19 protein-coding genes are annotated in these 16,414 nt (G+C 57.1%); 14 read left to right on the forward strand and 5 right to left on the reverse strand.

All coding sequences use genetic code 11. The annotated features are described in order from the left end of the window. Window positions 1–3 precede the first annotated feature (3 nt). Genes hisD through FN806_RS12785 form a run of 7 tightly spaced genes read left to right on the forward strand, consistent with a single transcriptional unit; the run spans window position 4 to window position 5,678 of the window. Complete coding sequence (hisD, locus tag FN806_RS12755) at window positions 4–1,311, forward strand: histidinol dehydrogenase (RefSeq protein WP_142637705.1); 1,308 nt, start codon at window positions 4–6, stop codon at window positions 1,309–1,311. Then, on the forward strand, window positions 1,304–2,065 hold the full coding sequence (locus tag FN806_RS12760; protein WP_142637707.1) for an SDR family NAD(P)-dependent oxidoreductase: 762 nt from the start codon (window positions 1,304–1,306) through the stop codon (window positions 2,063–2,065). The genes hisD and FN806_RS12760 overlap by 8 nt, the downstream gene beginning before the upstream one ends. Further along, entirely contained in the window at window positions 2,062–3,042 is a 981-nt protein-coding gene (locus tag FN806_RS12765; protein WP_142637710.1) for an alcohol dehydrogenase catalytic domain-containing protein, read from the forward strand. The genes FN806_RS12760 and FN806_RS12765 overlap by 4 nt, the downstream gene beginning before the upstream one ends. A 33-nt stretch (window positions 3,043–3,075) precedes the next feature. After that, window positions 3,076–3,489 (forward strand): universal stress protein, encoded by a 414-nt coding sequence (locus tag FN806_RS12770; RefSeq protein WP_142637712.1) that lies wholly within the window; start codon window positions 3,076–3,078, stop codon window positions 3,487–3,489. A gap of 40 nt (window positions 3,490–3,529) precedes the next feature. Further along, window positions 3,530–4,036 (forward strand): sulfopyruvate decarboxylase subunit alpha, encoded by a 507-nt coding sequence (comD, locus tag FN806_RS12775; protein WP_142637714.1) that lies wholly within the window; start codon window positions 3,530–3,532, stop codon window positions 4,034–4,036. Then, window positions 4,033–4,587 (forward strand): sulfopyruvate decarboxylase subunit beta, encoded by a 555-nt coding sequence (gene comE, locus FN806_RS12780; RefSeq protein ID WP_142637717.1) that lies wholly within the window; start codon window positions 4,033–4,035, stop codon window positions 4,585–4,587. The genes comD and comE overlap by 4 nt, the downstream gene beginning before the upstream one ends. Beyond that, a complete protein-coding gene (locus tag FN806_RS12785) occupies window positions 4,587–5,678 on the forward strand; it encodes an alpha-hydroxy acid oxidase (RefSeq protein ID WP_142637719.1) in 1,092 nt (363 codons plus the stop codon). The genes comE and FN806_RS12785 overlap by 1 nt, the downstream gene beginning before the upstream one ends. A 228-nt stretch (window positions 5,679–5,906) precedes the next feature. On the opposite strand, the gene FN806_RS12790 is transcribed toward FN806_RS12785, so the two are convergent. Beyond that, window positions 5,907–6,785: a LysR substrate-binding domain-containing protein gene (locus tag FN806_RS12790; protein ID WP_142637721.1), complete on the reverse strand. Its 879-nt coding sequence runs from the start codon at window positions 6,783–6,785 to the stop codon at window positions 5,907–5,909. Between the two features lie 98 nt (window positions 6,786–6,883). Here FN806_RS12790 and FN806_RS12795 point away from each other — a divergent pair, with 98 nt between their 5' ends. After that, window positions 6,884–7,588, forward strand: a complete 705-nt coding sequence (locus FN806_RS12795) for an SDR family oxidoreductase (RefSeq protein WP_142637939.1) — start codon at window positions 6,884–6,886, stop codon at window positions 7,586–7,588. A 24-nt stretch (window positions 7,589–7,612) separates the two neighbouring features. Here FN806_RS12795 and FN806_RS12800 read toward each other — a convergent pair whose 3' ends face one another. Genes FN806_RS12800 through FN806_RS12815 form a run of 4 tightly spaced genes read right to left on the reverse strand, consistent with a single transcriptional unit; the run spans window position 7,613 to window position 11,396 of the window. Further along, window positions 7,613–8,401, reverse strand: coding sequence for a heme ABC transporter ATP-binding protein (locus FN806_RS12800; RefSeq protein WP_221929486.1), 789 nt, complete (start codon window positions 8,399–8,401; stop codon window positions 7,613–7,615). A 3-nt stretch (window positions 8,402–8,404) separates the two neighbouring features. Next, a complete protein-coding gene (locus FN806_RS12805; RefSeq protein WP_142637725.1) occupies window positions 8,405–9,481 on the reverse strand; it encodes a FecCD family ABC transporter permease in 1,077 nt (358 codons plus the stop codon). After that, the gene (locus FN806_RS12810; protein ID WP_142637727.1) at window positions 9,478–10,344 is read right to left on the reverse strand and encodes a heme/hemin ABC transporter substrate-binding protein; all 867 of its coding nucleotides are present in this window, start codon (window positions 10,342–10,344) and stop codon (window positions 9,478–9,480) included. Before FN806_RS12810 ends, FN806_RS12805 begins: the two co-directional genes overlap by 4 nt. Further along, window positions 10,341–11,396: a hemin-degrading factor gene (locus FN806_RS12815; protein WP_142637729.1), complete on the reverse strand. Its 1,056-nt coding sequence runs from the start codon at window positions 11,394–11,396 to the stop codon at window positions 10,341–10,343. Before FN806_RS12815 ends, FN806_RS12810 begins: the two co-directional genes overlap by 4 nt. Window positions 11,397–11,634: 238 nt before the next feature. On the opposite strand from FN806_RS12815, the gene FN806_RS12820 reads away from it, so the two are divergent. Genes FN806_RS12820 through FN806_RS12845 form a run of 6 tightly spaced genes read left to right on the forward strand, consistent with a single transcriptional unit; the run spans window position 11,635 to window position 16,376 of the window. After that, a complete protein-coding gene (locus FN806_RS12820; RefSeq protein ID WP_142637731.1) occupies window positions 11,635–13,665 on the forward strand; it encodes a TonB-dependent receptor domain-containing protein in 2,031 nt (676 codons plus the stop codon). Window positions 13,666–13,685: 20 nt separating this feature from the next. Further along, window positions 13,686–14,132, forward strand: a complete 447-nt coding sequence (locus tag FN806_RS12825) for a hypothetical protein (RefSeq protein ID WP_142637733.1) — start codon at window positions 13,686–13,688, stop codon at window positions 14,130–14,132. Between the two features lie 4 nt (window positions 14,133–14,136). Beyond that, window positions 14,137–14,805, forward strand: a complete 669-nt coding sequence (locus FN806_RS12830; protein ID WP_142637735.1) for a MotA/TolQ/ExbB proton channel family protein — start codon at window positions 14,137–14,139, stop codon at window positions 14,803–14,805. Between the two features lie 31 nt (window positions 14,806–14,836). After that, window positions 14,837–15,166, forward strand: a complete 330-nt coding sequence (locus FN806_RS12835) for a biopolymer transporter ExbD (RefSeq protein WP_246097242.1) — start codon at window positions 14,837–14,839, stop codon at window positions 15,164–15,166. Then, complete coding sequence (locus FN806_RS12840) at window positions 15,166–15,558, forward strand: ExbD/TolR family protein (protein WP_142637739.1); 393 nt, start codon at window positions 15,166–15,168, stop codon at window positions 15,556–15,558. The genes FN806_RS12835 and FN806_RS12840 overlap by 1 nt, the downstream gene beginning before the upstream one ends. After that, window positions 15,555–16,376, forward strand: coding sequence for an energy transducer TonB (locus FN806_RS12845; RefSeq protein ID WP_185956702.1), 822 nt, complete (start codon window positions 15,555–15,557; stop codon window positions 16,374–16,376). The genes FN806_RS12840 and FN806_RS12845 overlap by 4 nt, the downstream gene beginning before the upstream one ends. Window positions 16,377–16,414 lie beyond the last annotated feature (38 nt).

The following is a 16,414-nucleotide window of genomic DNA, read 5'->3' on the forward strand; positions in this document are numbered from 1 at the left end:
AAGATGAAACGTGAATACCTGAAAAAAGCGACCCTAACCGCTAAATCGGATGCTTCCGAAGTCCACGAGACGGTCAGGACAATTCTGGCTGATATTGAGGCAGGCGGAGATGCAAAGGCTATGGAATACGCCGCCAAGTTCGATCAGTACGAGGGCAATGTCCTTTTGACTGCCGAAGAAATCGAGGCGGCAGGAGCGCTTGTGCCGGAGAGGCTGAAAGCGGACATCCGGTTTGCGCATGACAACGTCAAACGGTTTGCCGAGGCGCAAAAGGCCACAGTATCCGATGTCGAGGTTGAAATCGTACCGGGCATGATTGCGGGGCAAAAGGCTATCCCTGTTGATGCGGCGGGCTGTTATGTGCCCGGCGGTCGCTATAGCCACATTGCTTCGGCCATCATGACTGTGACAACGGCCAAAGTTGCAGGTTGTCGCCACATTACCGCCTGTTCGCCACCCCGTCCCGGTGTAGGAGTTGCCCCGGCCATCATTTATGCCGCGAACCTGTGTGGCGCGGACAAGATTATGGCACTTGGTGGCGTTCAGGGTGTGGCTGCAATGACGTTCGGACTGTTTGGCCTGCCCAAGGCCAACATCCTCGTGGGCCCCGGCAATCAGTTTGTTGCAGAAGCCAAGCGCATTCTTTTTGGCCGTGTCGGGATCGACATGATCGCGGGCCCAACGGACAGTTTGATCCTTGCAGATGCAACAGCTGATCCGCATATCGTGGCAACGGATTTGGTAAGTCAGGCCGAACATGGCTACAACTCGCCTGTTTGGCTGGTCACAGATGACCGGGTGTTGGCCGAAAAGGTGATGGAGCTTGTGCCTGCCCTGATTGATGATCTGCCCGAGGTGAACCGCGACAACGCCTTTGCCGCTTGGCGTGACTATGCCGAAGTGATCGTATGCTCAGATCGCGAAGAAATGGCTGTTTGCTCCGATGATTACGCGCCCGAACACCTGACAGTGCAGGCCGAAGATCTGGATTGGTGGCTTGAGCGGCTCACATGTTACGGCTCGCTGTTCCTTGGGGAAGAGACGACCGTTTCCTATGGTGACAAAGCGACGGGTACCAATCATGTGCTGCCAACGTCAGGGGCCGCCAACTATACTGGCGGTTTGTCAGTCCACAAATACATGAAGATTGTCACATGGCAGCGTGCAACACGCGAGGGTGCCAAGCAGGTTGCCGAAGCTACCGCGCGCATTTCCCGCCTTGAAGGGATGGAGGGGCACGCCCGTGCTGCGGATGTTCGTCTGGCCAAGTATTTCCCGGATGAAGCGTTCGACCTGACCGCAAATGGCTGATCCAAGATCTCTGTTTGACCTGACTGGCCGCGTGGCCTGTGTAACCGGCGCCAGCTCCGGCCTCGGGCGGCGTGCGGTCATCGCACTGGCAAGCGCCGGGGCCCGCGTGGTGGGCGTAGCCCGGCGCGAGGACGCACTGCAGCGCTTGCAAAACGAGGTCGGCAAAGATGTGGACTACGTTGTAGCGGATGTCGCCGACCGTGATGCACTCTCACACTTGGTAGAAGCGGTCAGCGCACCGTTCGGAGCGCCAGACATCATTGTGCACGCCGCGGGCATCAACACCCGTCAGACGGCGGATGACGTGACACCAGAAGGTTGGGACCAGACCGTGGCGCTGAACATCTCGGCCCCGTTTTTCCTGAGCCAGGCGCTGGTGCCCGCGATGAAGGCAAAGGGGTGGGGGCGGATCGTGAATTTTGCCTCGCTCCAAACCACGCGCGCTTTTCCCGGTGGCATCGCCTATGGGACGACCAAGGCGGGCATTGCCCAACTGACCCGCGCTATGGCCGAGGCGTGGTCGACCTATGGCATCACAGCCAATGCGATTGGGCCTGGGTTTTTTCCGACAGAACTGACCGAGGCCGTCTTTGCCGATCCGAACCGAGCCACGCGCAATGCCGTCCAGACCTGCATCGGACGCAATGGCCGTTTGGAAGACATGGACGGCCCCATGCTGTTTCTCTGCTCGGACGCGTCCGGTTACGTGACCGGACAAACCTTGATGGTCGACGGAGGGTTCACAGCAAAATGAAAGCGTTGGTCTACGAAGGTGTCGAAACGCTTGGTGTGCGCGAAGTCCCCAACCCGACGGTCGGCCAGGGCCAGTCGCTGGTTCGTATCGAGGCCTCGGGCATCTGCGGGTCGGACATGCACGCCTACCTCGGCCATGACGACAGGCGTCCTGCGCCCTTGATTCTGGGCCATGAGGCTGCTGGTGTGATTGAGGGCGGCGCGCGTGACGGCGAACGGGTCACGATCAATCCGCTGGTCAGCTGTGGCACTTGTCCCGCGTGTCAGACGGGCCGAGATAACCTGTGCCCGGACCGTATGATCATCTCCATGCCGCCGCGCGAAGGGGCCTTTGCTCAATATGTGGCAATGCAAGGCAGCAATCTTATCGTGGTGCCGGATCATGTTCCGTTGCAAAAGGCTGCACTGGCCGAACCTCTGGCCGTCAGTTGGCATTCCATACGGTTGGGGCTGACGGGGCTTGATCCGGGTGCCAGCCGCACCGCGCTTGTACTGGGGGGCGGGGCTATTGGTCTTGCCGCGGCCCTTGCCCTCAAGGCGCAGGGGGTCGATGACGTAACTGTTGCTGAACCAAGCGACAAGCGACGCACATTCCTGGAAGATCAATGCCTTGTGAAATCTGTACCCACAGGGGCAGGACAGTATGGCATCGTGGTCGACGCCGTCGGATACGCGGCAACACGCGCCGCAGCTTCTGCCATGGCTGAACCGGGGGGCGTCATCGTCCATATCGGCCTGGGCGAAGACACGGGCGGCCTCGATATCCGGCGGATGACCTTGCAAGAGGTGACGTTCATCGGAACCTATACCTACACACCGGAGGACTTCCGGGATACCTGCAGCGCGCTTTTCGATGGCGCGCTTGGCCCGCTAGACTGGGCAGAACATCGCAGCCTGAATGATGGACCGCAGGCATTTGCCGATCTACGATCGGGAGCGGTTGCAGCCCCCAAGATCATCCTCGATCCGTGGGCCTGACACTTATGATCACCAACCAAATGGAGACACTTCATGTACTATAAAATCCTCGTCCCGATGGCGCTGGACCATGGCGTGTCGACTCATACACTTGAGATAGCCAACGCGCTGAGTGCAAAGGATGCCCAGATCTTAGCCCTTCACGTTCATGAGGCGCCCCAAGGCTCTGTCAGTGCGTATCTGGACGAAGAGATGGTTGCCGCCGGGTTTGAAAAAGCGCGTGCTGATCTTGAGGGCAAATTGTCTGGACATCCCGGTGTCACGCCTGTGATTGTAAAAGGACATTCGGCCCGCACTATCATCGACTATTCCGAGGCGCATGGCATCGACTGCATCGTGCTTGGATCCCACAAACCTGGTCTGAGAGATTATTTCCTGGGCTCCACAGCTGCTCGCGTCGTGCGGCACGCAGGCTGTGCCGTCCATGTGCATCGCGCGTCCTCTTGATGACGCTCTCCTCTCCTTTCAAGAAAGGCCCTTCTGCAACATGAACATAGACAAGAAGATCACCGATGATCTTGTCGCGAATGACATCTCGTTCGTGACGACGGTGCCCTGCAAACAGCTTGCGGGCGTTATCGAGGAAATAGACCAACACCCCGATATCTTCCATATTCCGTCGAACAAGGAAGACGAGGGCATGGGCCTGTGTGCCGGTGCGTGGATGGGTGGAAAACGCCCTGCGATCATCATGCAGAACACAGCCATTGGGGTGACGATCAACACTCTTGCGACGTTGATCCAGTATTACCGGATGCCGCTGCCGATGTTGATCAGCTACCGCGGAGAGCTGCGCGAACCTGTGGCGTGCCAGGTGGAAATGGCGGTGCATACCAAGGCGCTGCTGGCGCAGATGAATATCCCCACCTACCACTTCCATCACCAGAAGGATGTGGAAGAGCTGGATATGATCCTGAAGTATACCTTTATGTGCAACAAACCCGTGGCAATCCTGACCGATGCCAATTTCTGGGGAGGCTATGGCGACCAATGATCCGTTCTGAAATCCTCAAGGAAATTGCACCTCAACTCCGTGATCAACTAGTGGTCTGCAACATTGGCATCCCCAGCCAAGAACTGCATGCCATCGACGATCAACCAACGAATTTCTACATGCTCGGCACGATGGGCCTCGCTTCGTCTATCGGCTTGGGTCTGGCGCTGGCGCAGCCTAAAACCGTGATCTCCATTGATGGCGACGGGTCGGTGTTGACCAATCTGGGCACTTTACCGACCATCGGGAACAATATGCCTCCAAACTTTATCCTGATGATCATCGACAATGGATCATATGGATCAACCGGTGATCAGCCGACCTATACCGGGCGCAAGACCGATCTGGCAGGCATGGCGCGTGCGGCCGGATGTGACAATGTCGTTGAAGTGCAGGATGTAGATACCGGGAAAGCATTGCAAGAGGCGATGGACGCGCAGGTCGGCACGGTCATGATCGTGAAGTGCGACAGTGGAAATGCCAAGATGCCGGTCATCACGATGGACCCAGTGATCATCAAGGATCGCTTTATGAAAGCGGTGGCTGGTTGATGAACCGCGCCGCGCGAATTCATTCCAGTGAGGATGCGCGGCGTTTGGCCAAGGCACGTCTGCCTTGGATGGTGTTTGACTATATCGATGGGGCCGCAGGGTCAGAAACGGGGGCTGCGCGTAACCGCGCTGCTCTGGATGACATTTGCCTTGAACCCCGGATATTGAAAGACGTCAGCAATCGGTCTTTGGACATGCCGCTGTTTGGCAAGATTGCCAAGCGGCCCTTTGGCATTGCGCCGATGGGGATGTGCAACCTGTCCAGACCTGGTGCCGATCTGATGCTGGCGCGGTTGGCCGCGCGCGAATCCGTGCCTTTGGGGGTCTCGACCGTGGCCTCAACCCCGCTGGAAAAAATGATCGAGGTTGCCGAAGGGCACGCGTGGTTCCAGCTTTATTTCAGCGGGGACGGAACGGGGTCGTTCAAGCTGGCAAAGCGGGCGCAAGATGCCGGATACGAAACCCTGATCGTAACCGTCGACGTGCCCGAGGTTGGTCGCCGACCGCGTGAGTTGCGCCATGGTTTTACCATGCCATTCCGTATCGGACCCCGCCAATTTCTGGACTTTGCCCTGCACCCGCAATGGTCGCTTATGTCACTTGCCGCAGGTCGTCCGCAGGTGGCAAATTTCGAGATGCCGGGCTTTGAATTCGACCGCACCGAAAGCCGCGCGAGGGCGACTTGGACAACATTGAAGGCTCTGCGCGATTTGTGGCAGGGCAACCTGGTAGTAAAAGGCGTGACCAACGCCGAGGATGCGCTGCAGCTGAAATCCGAAGGCGTTGACGCCATTCAAGTGTCAAATCATGGCGCACGGCAACTTGAAAGCGCACCCGCTGCCGTTCACGCGCTGGGCCGGATACGAGACAGCGTTGGTGCGGATTTTCCGCTATTCTACGACAGTGGCTTACGATCTGGCGAAGACGTTCTGAAAGCCCTCGATCAGAGTGCAAATTACGTGTTTTTTGGCCGCGTATTGCAATTTGCCATCGCCGCGGCCGGCGAAGAAGGTTTGCATAGACTGTGGAATATCCTCAGCGAAGAGTTGTCGAGTGCACTTGCTCAGGTTGGTCGGACGAAACTGACCTGAAGCATCTGAACAAATGTGAATGCCGTCGGTAACGCCTCTAACGCAAACAATCCGGATGCCGCTACGAATTATTTTGCCCTGGACGCTGTGTTCGACTACGCCAGCGGCCCGAGGTGTTTGCCCGCCGGTTCGAGAGTGCAAAGACCCTGAATTGGGAAGCGTTGGGAAACCTAAGCAACCATCCATTTCAGACGCGCATGCGTGCGCTTTGCAGGAATCGAAAGCCGATCACGTTTCTTTTGCCGACCGCGATTTTAGCCAGTTTACGACTTGCATCACCGCGTGTTGGTTTGCGGCCGAACGCTCTATGAGGAGGTAAAAATCGCTACCACCGATGTCTCTTGCCGCACCAACCTCTACCAGGCGTCCTGCCTCAAGATCTCGGGAAACCATGAAACGGCTGACAAGGGCCACACCCTGTCGCGCGATGGCAGCGTCAACCGCTAGCGCTGTCTGGCTTAATCGAAGGCCGCGTTGCGATTTGTCACGAACCCCTAGGTCTGCAAGGTATCGCGGCCAAAGGTCATGCGTGTCATGAATTTTGGGCAGGTGTGCAAGGTCATCTGGTGTTAACGAATCGAATGCTTCGCTGATAAACTCGGGTGCGGCTACGGCAATCACCTCTTGTCTGAAAATAAGCGCCGCACGAAGCGCGGCGCCAAACGGCGGCGATCCCTGCCGGACGGCAAGGTCGATCCCGTCGCTGTGAAAGCTGGAGACTTTTTCAGTGGCCAAGATCCGCAAGTCGATTTCCGGATGGCTCTCTGCAAAGTCTGGCAGATTCGGGATCAACCATCTCGCAGCAAAAGTCGGGGTGACGCTTATTATAACCTTGTCCGGTTCCGGCTTTAGCTCGGCGGTTGCTGATCTAAGACTTGCAAAGGCAACCGATATACGTGCGTGATAGCTACGGCCAACCGAGGTGAACTCCAATCCTTTGGGCACCCTTTCGAACAATGTGACTTCTAGGTGAGCTTCCAGCAGTCGCACCTGCTGCGCCACCGCCCCTTGTGTTACGCCCAACTCATCTGCAGCGGCGCGGAAACTGAGGCGGCGCCCAGCGACTTCGAATGCCCGTAAACCGTTGAGGGGAGGAAGATCAGCCATGAGACAATAGTATTTCTACTGTAATGAAACATCAAATCTCAATCGAACGACGCATCGAAACAGGATATTTTCACAGAATACAAAAGGGGAATCGTCAGATGGCAGTAGAAAAAGTAGCTTTGATTACCGCGGGCGGGAGTGGCATGGGGGCTGACGCGGCGCGCCGGCTCGCCAAAGATGGCTTCAAAGTCGGCATCCTCTCTTCTTCGGGTAAAGGCGAAGCACTCGGCGCCGAGCTGGGTGGTTTTGGCGTCACTGGTTCTAACCTCAGTGGTGACGATCTGACTGCTTTGGTCACGGGCGCGACGGAGCGTTGGGGCCGCGTCGATGTCTTGGTCAATTCCGCCGGTCATGGCCCGAAAGGGCCCGTATTAGAGATCGGTGACGATGACTGGCATCAAGGGATGGAGGTCTATTTGATGAATGTGATCCGCCCAACACGGCTGGTGACACCCTTGATGCAGCAACAGGGCAGGGGGGTGATTATCAACATCTCTACTTTCGCGGCGTTTGAGCCCGATCCGCTGTTTCCAACATCAGGCGTCTTCCGGGCAGGATTGGCCGCCTTTGCCAAACTCTATTCTGATAAATATGCCGCAGAGAATATTCGCATGAATAACATCCTGCCGGGTTTCATCGACAGCCTGCCCGAAACAGAAGACCGCAAAGCCCGGATTCCGATGGGACGTTACGGTCATGCTGCGGAGGTCTCTTCGCTTGTCTCATGGCTGGCGTCTGAAGGCGGTGGCTATATGACGGGTCAAAACTTGCGCGTTGACGGAGGATTGACCCGCGCTGTTTGAGGCAACGTATCTGTTTGCACAACATCAAGCCTCAATGCACTTGTGCATTGCCTGAGGCAGTACAAAAGGAAGCGGGCCGGTCGGCACCATGCCGATCGGTAGGTTGATGCCGTAAACTTGCTGCATCAGGTCATCGGTGAGGGTATTTGAAGGTGTGCCAGAGCCCCAGACAGTGCCCTGTGACATCACGTAAACACAGTCCGCAAATAGCGCGGTGAGGTTCAGATCGTGCATCACCACCACCACACCTCCACCTTGGGCGGCAAAATCGCTTGCGATACCAAGGACCGTAAATTGATGCGCGATATCCAGGCTGGCAACCGGTTCGTCCAGTAAAAGCCAACTGGGATGATCGGCCCGTTGTGCCTGCCAGACCTGCGTCATAACACGGGCTAACTGTACGCGCTGCTGTTCACCCCCGGACAGGGTCTGGTAAGACCTCTGCTCGAACCCGGCTAGGTCGACATGTGCCAGGGCGGTAGTGACCGAACCGTCATCTTGTGCGGCCAACCCGTTTGCCAGCCCCAGTCTGACAATCTCGTGCACTTTGAAAGGAAAGGCCACGCTGGTCGATTGTGGCAGCACGCCCCGTTTCGCGGCCAGTTGCCAGGGCTTTAACTCTGAGATGTCGTGGCCGTTCAGGGTGACGGTTCCGGTCGAGGCAATCTCTCCGGCCAATGCCTTTAGTAAGGTCGATTTGCCCGATCCGTTGGGCCCGATGATTGCGGTGACATGACCGGGATCGGCCTTGAAATTCACGTCGTGCAAGATGTCCTTTCGGCCCAGGCTGACGCAGATGTTCTTACCTTGCATGATTTACATTCCCATAATGCCGTGGCGGCGCAGGAGGATCCAAAGAAAGACCGGTGCGCCGAGAATTGCCGTGACGATCCCGATTGGCAGTTCCGCCGGGGCCACCACGACCCGGCTGATCATGTCGGCGCAAAGCAGCAGACTGGCACCCAGCAGGGCGGAATTCACCAAAAGCCTGTGGTGGTCCGGCCCTGTGGCCAGACGTAGCAAATGGGGGACCACAATTCCGATGAATCCGATGCCGCCGGACACGGCAACAGCGGCCCCTGTTGCACCGGAAACTGCAAGAATGGCGATGTTCTTGCTGCGCTGAACCGGGATGCCCATGTGATGGGCCACAGCCTCTCCCATCGCCAGACCGTTAAGCGCGCGAGCCAGAAATTGTGTGCTTGCAAGAGCAACCAAAATGATTGGCGCAGCCGAGGCGATTTTGGTCCAGGTTGCCCCTGCTAACGATCCCATTCCCCAGAACGTCAGGTCGCGTAATTGCTGATCATCGGCCATGTAGACCAGAACACCCGATGCGGCGCCGGATAAGGCACCCAATGCAATGCCGGCCAGTAGCATGGTTGCGACCGATGTCTGCCCTCCGCTGGTCGAGACACGGTATAGGATCAGAACAGACGTCCAGCCACCAAGAAAAGCAGCAATGGCCACTAACCCGTTTCCTGTCCAAACCAAAACCGACACTGGCAAGTGGCTGCCAAGGATGATGGCTGAAATTGCGCCCAGACCTGCGCCCGCGCTGACGCCGACAATTCCGGGGTCCGCCAACGGGTTTCGGAAAAGCCCTTGCATGACCACCCCTGAAACAGCCAGTGCGGCACCGACCAGTATCCCCATTGCAAGCCGGGGCAAGCGAATGTCCCAAAGGACAATCCGATTCAGGTCAGACAGGGACCGCCCATTGATTATGTCAATCACCGCCATGTTTAACGACGCATCCGAAGCACCGACTGAAATGCTTGCGGCGCTGGTCAGGCCAAGCAATACCAGTAAGGCCAAGGTAACCCGCCGTGCGGTTGCTCGCCGATTGTACCCAAGTGCCTCGGCGCTCATATGATCCAACGCCAGCGTCATGAGCCACCTTCATCCTGCAGGGCTGCTGACAGATCAGAAATGGCACTGGCGGTTCGAGGGCCAAACCCAAGCAGATATGCACCCTGCATGCGGATCAGCATCTTGTTCTGGCCCGCCGGGGTCAGCTTGACTGCGGGCAGTGAAAAGAGCGCGGCATCCTCGGTATTATGATCACCCCGCCGATCCATCATAAGGATGACATCAGGCGCAGCTGACACCAGCGCTTCGGGCGTCATTGGCTTGTAACCTGACACTTTGGCGGCGGCATTTACACCGCCAGCCAGTCGAATGATGCTGTCCGCTTGAGTATCCATACCTCCCACTGTGATCCGGTTGTCCTGCACAGACAGAACAAACAGAACCCGTTTCGGGTTGGATCCTGCGGCACTACTAGCCGCCAATTCCGCCTGATTGATCTGGCGTATGGTTTGCGCTGCCAATCCCTCGGCAGCAACGTCAGTGCCCAGCACGGCCCCAACGGTTTGGATTTTTTCGACCACGCCTTCCAGAGAGAACTCATCCTTGATCGTGACGTATTGCACGCCCGCTTCCTGCAGAACCGCTATCGCCTCTGGTGGTCCTGAACCTTCAAGCGCCAGGACCAAGTCTGGTTCTACCGACAAAACGCCTTCGGGCGACAGCGCGCGTCGGTATCCGATATCGGGCAGGTTCATCGCTTCTGTCGGGTAGGTTGATGTTCGGTCGCGACCAACTAGCCTGTCTTGTTGACCCAGAGCGTAGACGATTTCAGTGATGGAACTGCCGATCGCGATGATCCGCTTTGGTTCGTCGTCCGCAGCCTGCGCGACCTGTGTACTTAGCAGCATAGCCAAGGCAGGCCAGATCACTCGCATCCTGTTCATGTCAGCGCGGCCTCGGGTTGGGGTTCAAGTGCGGCAACTAACTCATTCCAGATTGGGCGATGGTCGGATTCGCCGGCGCGGCGGCCAAAAATCTGGAAGATCAGCCCACCTTCGGCATCGAAGGCCTCAACCGAGACGGCAGGGCCGCGCTGAGTCGGTTTGGTGACAGCCCAAACCTCTGCAATATGGTCCGTCCTCAGATGCAAATTGAAACGCGGGTCAAGCACATTGAACCAGGGTCCCATCTGCTTGATCGTTCCGATACGGCCACCGTGAATTTCGATACATCCACGATTGCCAACAAAGATCATCACCTCAATTTCCTTGTCACGCACCTGATCGAACATCGGCGATATCGCCGATGGGGTCAGTTCCCGGGCAAGCGGCTCACCGGCGATGCGATAGGCCCCCAAGCGGTTCATCTTGAGCTTTGAGGTCAAGCGCATGAACTGGTGGGTGTCCGTCATCTTGGCCCATTCCGCGCGCAGGATATCCGCCTTTTCCGGGTTGGCCTTGGGGGTCTCAGTCGGTTTTCGTGGTTCGACATCCAGAGTTTGCGATTGGTCCTCAGACGCAAGGGCGCTGACAAGCTGATCCCAATGGTCCAGATCCGATCCTTCGCGCAGGAATATCTTGTGCACCGCATCGCCTGCGGCATCAAAGACCTGAAGCGAGCGTTTCACACCGCTGTCTGTTTTGCGTTCGATCGCAAAGGCATGGACCCAATGGCTGGGAAACATGCGCAAATCAATCTCATCCGTCAGAACCATCGAGGCATGCGCGCCCGAATGGTAGTTGTCGTATTGACCGACCTTTTCGATCACGCAGGAGATATTGCGCGTCAACGCCATGACCTCTCCCAACCCGTTGAGCATTGGGAAAATGTCATCAAGTTTTGCCGTCAGCCGTGTAACGTCGTTCCCGGCGAAGGCAGCGACCAACTGGCCTTCGGTAAGTCCAATCGATTCTGCCAGATCGCGGTCACGTTTGCCGCTGTTTTGCGCATTGGCTGCACGAATTTGAGCCGGGGTGTTAGGCACCTGTTCCGTCATGGGTTTTCCCATCTTCGAGTTGATTTTCAGAGGTGCTGGCCCGGCAGCCGAATTGTTCGGGTGCCCGCTGGCGAGAGTCGGCGATGCGACGACGATTTATTGTTGACTGTTTTAGTAACCTTTATTAACGAGCACAAGTCGCCAAAAAAAGGCGGCTCCAAAAAACAATAAAACAGACTGACCAAAGCCAGCATGGCGCAAGCATTTCAGGTCCTCCTACTGTTTCGAAGGGACAGAGATGCGTGTGCAAATACGGAAGATAGCTTTGCTGGGAACGGCTTCGTGCCTCAGCATGATTGCGGCTGGCGCTATGGCGCAAGACCAAGACGATGGTTTCCTAGGCACCCTGATACTTGGGGAAAGCAAACGAGAGATTCAGACAGACACTGCCGTGCCGGTCACAAATATTGATCAGGAAGAGATCAACGACCGGCAGGCCAATACGGTTGCAGAGCTGATCGACTCGGTTCCGGGGGTAAGCCTGGTGAACGGCTCGACCCCTCAGGGATCGGGCATCAATATTCGCGGCTATGGTGCAAACGGCACGTTCGGAACCGACCAGAAGGTTCTGATCCTGGTCGATGGTGCCACAACGGGCGCGGAAGAGCTGTATCGGATCGGCAACCAGCTTTTTACTGACCCCCAGCTTTACAAAAGCGTCTCGGTCATTCGGGGCACTGTCGGGTCATTCGAATATGGGTCCGGGGTTGTTGGCGGTGTCGTTCAGCTGGATACCAAGGACGCGTCAGATTTCACCGGTGGCGAGCCGGGTTTTCGGTTCCGTCAAACCTTTGAGGGGTATTCGAACGGCAACGGTTTTGCCTCGTCCTCTATCCTGGCTTGGCAGCCGAATACCCAAACGGAATTCCTGTTCAACTACACCTATCGCGATCAGGACGATCAGGAGGATGGAAACGGCAATACGATCGGCAACAGCGCGTTCACGCTGCCGTCGCTTCTGGCTAAGGGCAAATACAGTTTCGGCAACGATCTCGAACATTCGTTCACCGCATCCTACAACCAGTCCACATCTGAAGAGCGCGACGTCCCTTATGACTCGTTTGGCACCACGTCGGATGCCTTTGGTAATGTAGACCGTGATATCGAAACAAAGATCGGTATCCTGCGGTATCAATATCAACCCACTGGAAATGATCTGGTCGATCTGGATGTGAACCTCAGCTATTCTGAGCAGGCGATCGAAAGCAGCTATGTTTCCGGGTCTTCCAGCCTTGAAGGCACGCCATTCTTCCCCGGCATTCAGGCCCTGGCAGATGCCACACATAACTATGAAACGACAAAGCTGACGATCAAGAACACGTCGTATTTCCAGACCGGCATCGCCTCGCATGATCTGCGGGCTGGGATTGAATTCATCAACCGCGAACGGTTGGACGCGGCATCGGCCCCGGGTGGAACCGACCGTCGATTTGCCCTGTTTGCTGTGGACGATGTGCAGATCGGTGACAATCTGACGATTACCCCCGCGGTGCGATATGAGACGCAGGACATCGACGGTGATGACGCCGCCGCGGCCCCGTTCAACGAAAGCTATGACAACAACGCGCTTATGGGCGGGTTGTCGGCGCGGTACGCGTTCAACAGCGGTTTCGCGATCTTTGGTGGTGCGGCCTACACGGAAAGCCTGCCGATCATCGATGATCTGGGCACGCCGCTTTACATGACGCAACCCGAGAGATCCCGCACGTGGGAAGCTGGTTTTTCCTATGATCGCGGTGACGTGTTTGCCGAGGGCGACGTGATCCGCGCCAAGGTCAATTTCTATCAAACGACCCTGTGGGATATCACCTCCTACGTCTCTGGCACCCCGTCTCAACCCCTGTCCGAAGTGGAAACAAAAGGCGCCGAGATCGAAGCCTCTTACGCCAATGCTGGTGGGTTCTACGTCGATTTCAACTCGAACATCGTGACGGGTACGGAAACCAGCGCCACCGGCGATGACTCGCGTTGGCGGAATGAGCCGTCGGATTCCGCGCGCCTGACATTGGGCAAGCGGTTCGGTCAGACGTTGGACGTCAGCTGGGAAATCTTCGGTGCCCGGGCCGGAACGGACTCGAGCGGGGACGCGACCGCGGGATACGGAGTAAACTCTCTGCGTGCGACCTACATGCCGCAAGAGGGTGTGTTTGAAGGCTTTGAGCTGCGCGCCGGTATCGAGAACATCCTTGATAAGGACTACCGCCCGAACCTATCGACCCGCAATTCGACGGGCCGGACCTTCAAGCTCGGCCTGGCCAAAACCTTCTGATCCCAAGGAAAGGACCCGTTATGCGAAGTGCGGCAGCAAACAAAGCCAGCGCTGTCCTGTCGACCCTGCTCTCAGTCTTGGGGGCAGGGATCGCCAGCGCAGAAGACGTGCCCAAGACTGGCGGCGTATCAATCGAACTCAGCTCTGCCGAAGCAAGGGGGCAAAACTGTCTGCTCAGCTTTGTCGCCGAAAATATGCATGAGGTTGACATCAACGGTGCGGTCTATGAAACCGTCCTGTTTGGCAAAAACGGTGCGGTCGCGTTAATTACCCTGCTGGATTTCGAAGAACTGCCCGCAGGCCGCCCACGGGTCAGGCAGTTTCAATTCACCGACATGGCCTGTGACCAGATCAGCCGGATTCTGTTCAACGGCGTGCAGGAATGCGTGACCCAGAGCGGTAACAAAGATGCCTGCATGAATGGCCTCAGTCTAAAAAGCCGCCTTGAAACTGAGATGATAGGATAAAGCCATGTCCGAAATGCTGCAAAAACTGATGGAAATCCTGCAATTAGGGGGCCCGGTGGTGGCGATCCTGATAGCAGCCTCAATCGCGACCCTCGCCTTGGTCTTTTACAAAATCTGGCAATACAAAGCGGCGGGGGTCGGCCGTCACGTCGAATTGTCCAGGGCGATCGACGCATGGGACCGAGAAGACCCCACGGCCGCCAGAACATACCTGAACAAAAGCCGTAGTTACCTGGCGCCGGTGATCGCAATGGCATTGTCCGGGAATGATCGCACCTTGTCCGAGCGGGTCGATGCCGAGGCTGAGACGCGATTTGCAAAACTGGAACAGGGTCTCAACGTGCTGGACATCGTCTCGCAACTTGCGCCCCTGCTTGGATTGTTCGGCACAGTGCTGGGCATGATCGAAGCTTTCCAGACTCTGCAGGGGGCGGGCAACGCCGTTGACCCGTCGCTGCTGGCTGGGGGCATCTGGGTGGCGCTGATGACAACAGCAGCGGGGCTGGCCGTAGCCATGCCGACGTCACTGATCCTGACCTGGTTTGAGGCCCGCGTGAACCGAGAACGCGTCTTTACCAACCGTGCGCTCAGAACAATATTTGCCCCCGGCCATGCCGAGGAGGCCGAGCAAACGGCAGGGGCCGCGATTACGGCACTGGCACATGGCGCTTGAGGTTCAAAGAAAGCGGCGCAAACGCCTGTCGATGACATCGCTCATAGATGTCATCTTTTTGCTGCTGCTGTTTTTCATGCTGACATCCACATTCTCGAAATTCGCCGAGATTGAGTTTTCGACGGCCTCAGTCGGCGGCGCAGAGCCAGACCAAGCCATCCGGTTTATTAAACTGAATGCAGACCGAATTCTGGTCGATGGTGCGCCTGTACCATTGGCGCAGGTGGCTCCAATGCTGCTCGACGCCAAATCCCAAGTTGCGCTCATCAGCCTGGGTCCGAGGGCAACCTCTCAGCAGCTGATTGATCTGTTCATCGTGCTGGCACCTGTCGAAAACCTGCGCACTCAGGTTTTGGGCTGATGCAGTTGAAATCGAAGCCCAGACAAAGCCGAGAGCCAACCATCGCGCTGATCAATGTCGTGTTCCTGATGCTTATATTCTTCATGATCGCGGGCACCCTTACGCCGCCGCTCAACGGATCAGTTCAGCTTGTCGAAACGATGGATCTGGAGGGGCGCGAGCCACCTGATGCATTGGTTATCCGTGCGGATGGCACACTTGAATATCGCGGGGCAGAGCTGACCAATGCTGCGGCCTATGTAGAGCGGGCGGCTGTTGATCTGCCCCTTGATGCGGTTCGGATCGTGCCGGATCGATCCTTGCCTGCGGTTGCGCTCAAACAGATCAGCGATGACTTGCGCGGGTTGGGTGCAAGTCAGGTTTATGTCGTGACCGAAAGGGGATTACGGTGATAACCAAATCCCGCGCGGTGGTTGTGATTTCTGTCGCATTGGCCGTAGCGACACATGGCCTTGCGCTTTTGGATTATTGGACCGCCGAACAGGTGCAGGTCGAAGGTGGCGGAGAGGAGAGCGCCGCCGCGCTGGGATCTGTATTCAAGGACTTCGTCGCCGGAACAAATGCACCAGCACCGGCCAGCACGCGCAAGAAACCGGCAGCACCTCATCGGTTGCAACCCAAGGCCCGCCCTGTCAAGCAGCAGCGCACAACGTCGCCGCAAACTCTCAGCCCGGTTGTGAGCAGCGCTACGGCCGCGACCGCTGTTGCGCCAAGCCCTCTCAGGCCTCAGGACGCTGAAACACCGAACAGACAGGGTGATGCTGCTTCGGTGTCGCCGACCGAGGATGCCAAGCCGCCGGAACCGAAGAAACAGGCAAGCAATCAAACTGCCACCGCGCATGGCAACGCGAAACAAACGGGGAAAAAAGGCGACGCCACCGGGAAAACCACGAAAGGCGCGGCAAAGGTTGTTACATCCACGTCAGCGCTGACCGCATCCGGCAATGCCGACGCCAGCAACTACGCCGGACAGATTAAACGCAAGATTATCCGCGCCCGGAGAAAGAGCGCCAATATTCGAGGTGCCGCGTTGGTGGCCTTTCGAATAGCTGAGAACGGGACATTACAGGCGGTTGGAATAGTACGCAGTTCAGGGTCAAAGCGGTTGGATCAGATCGCCCTTGCCCAGGTAAAAGCGGCTGCACCCTTCCCGCCACCTCCGGCAGGGGTGAGACGAGATTATACTTTCGAAATCATCGGGCAGCAATAAGTGCCATATCCCATCGAGCCATAGGGCCCCTGTGTAAA

The sequence above is a fragment of the Ruegeria faecimaris genome (genome assembly GCF_900182615.1).
Taxonomy (GTDB): Bacteria; Pseudomonadota; Alphaproteobacteria; order Rhodobacterales; family Rhodobacteraceae; genus Ruegeria; species Ruegeria faecimaris.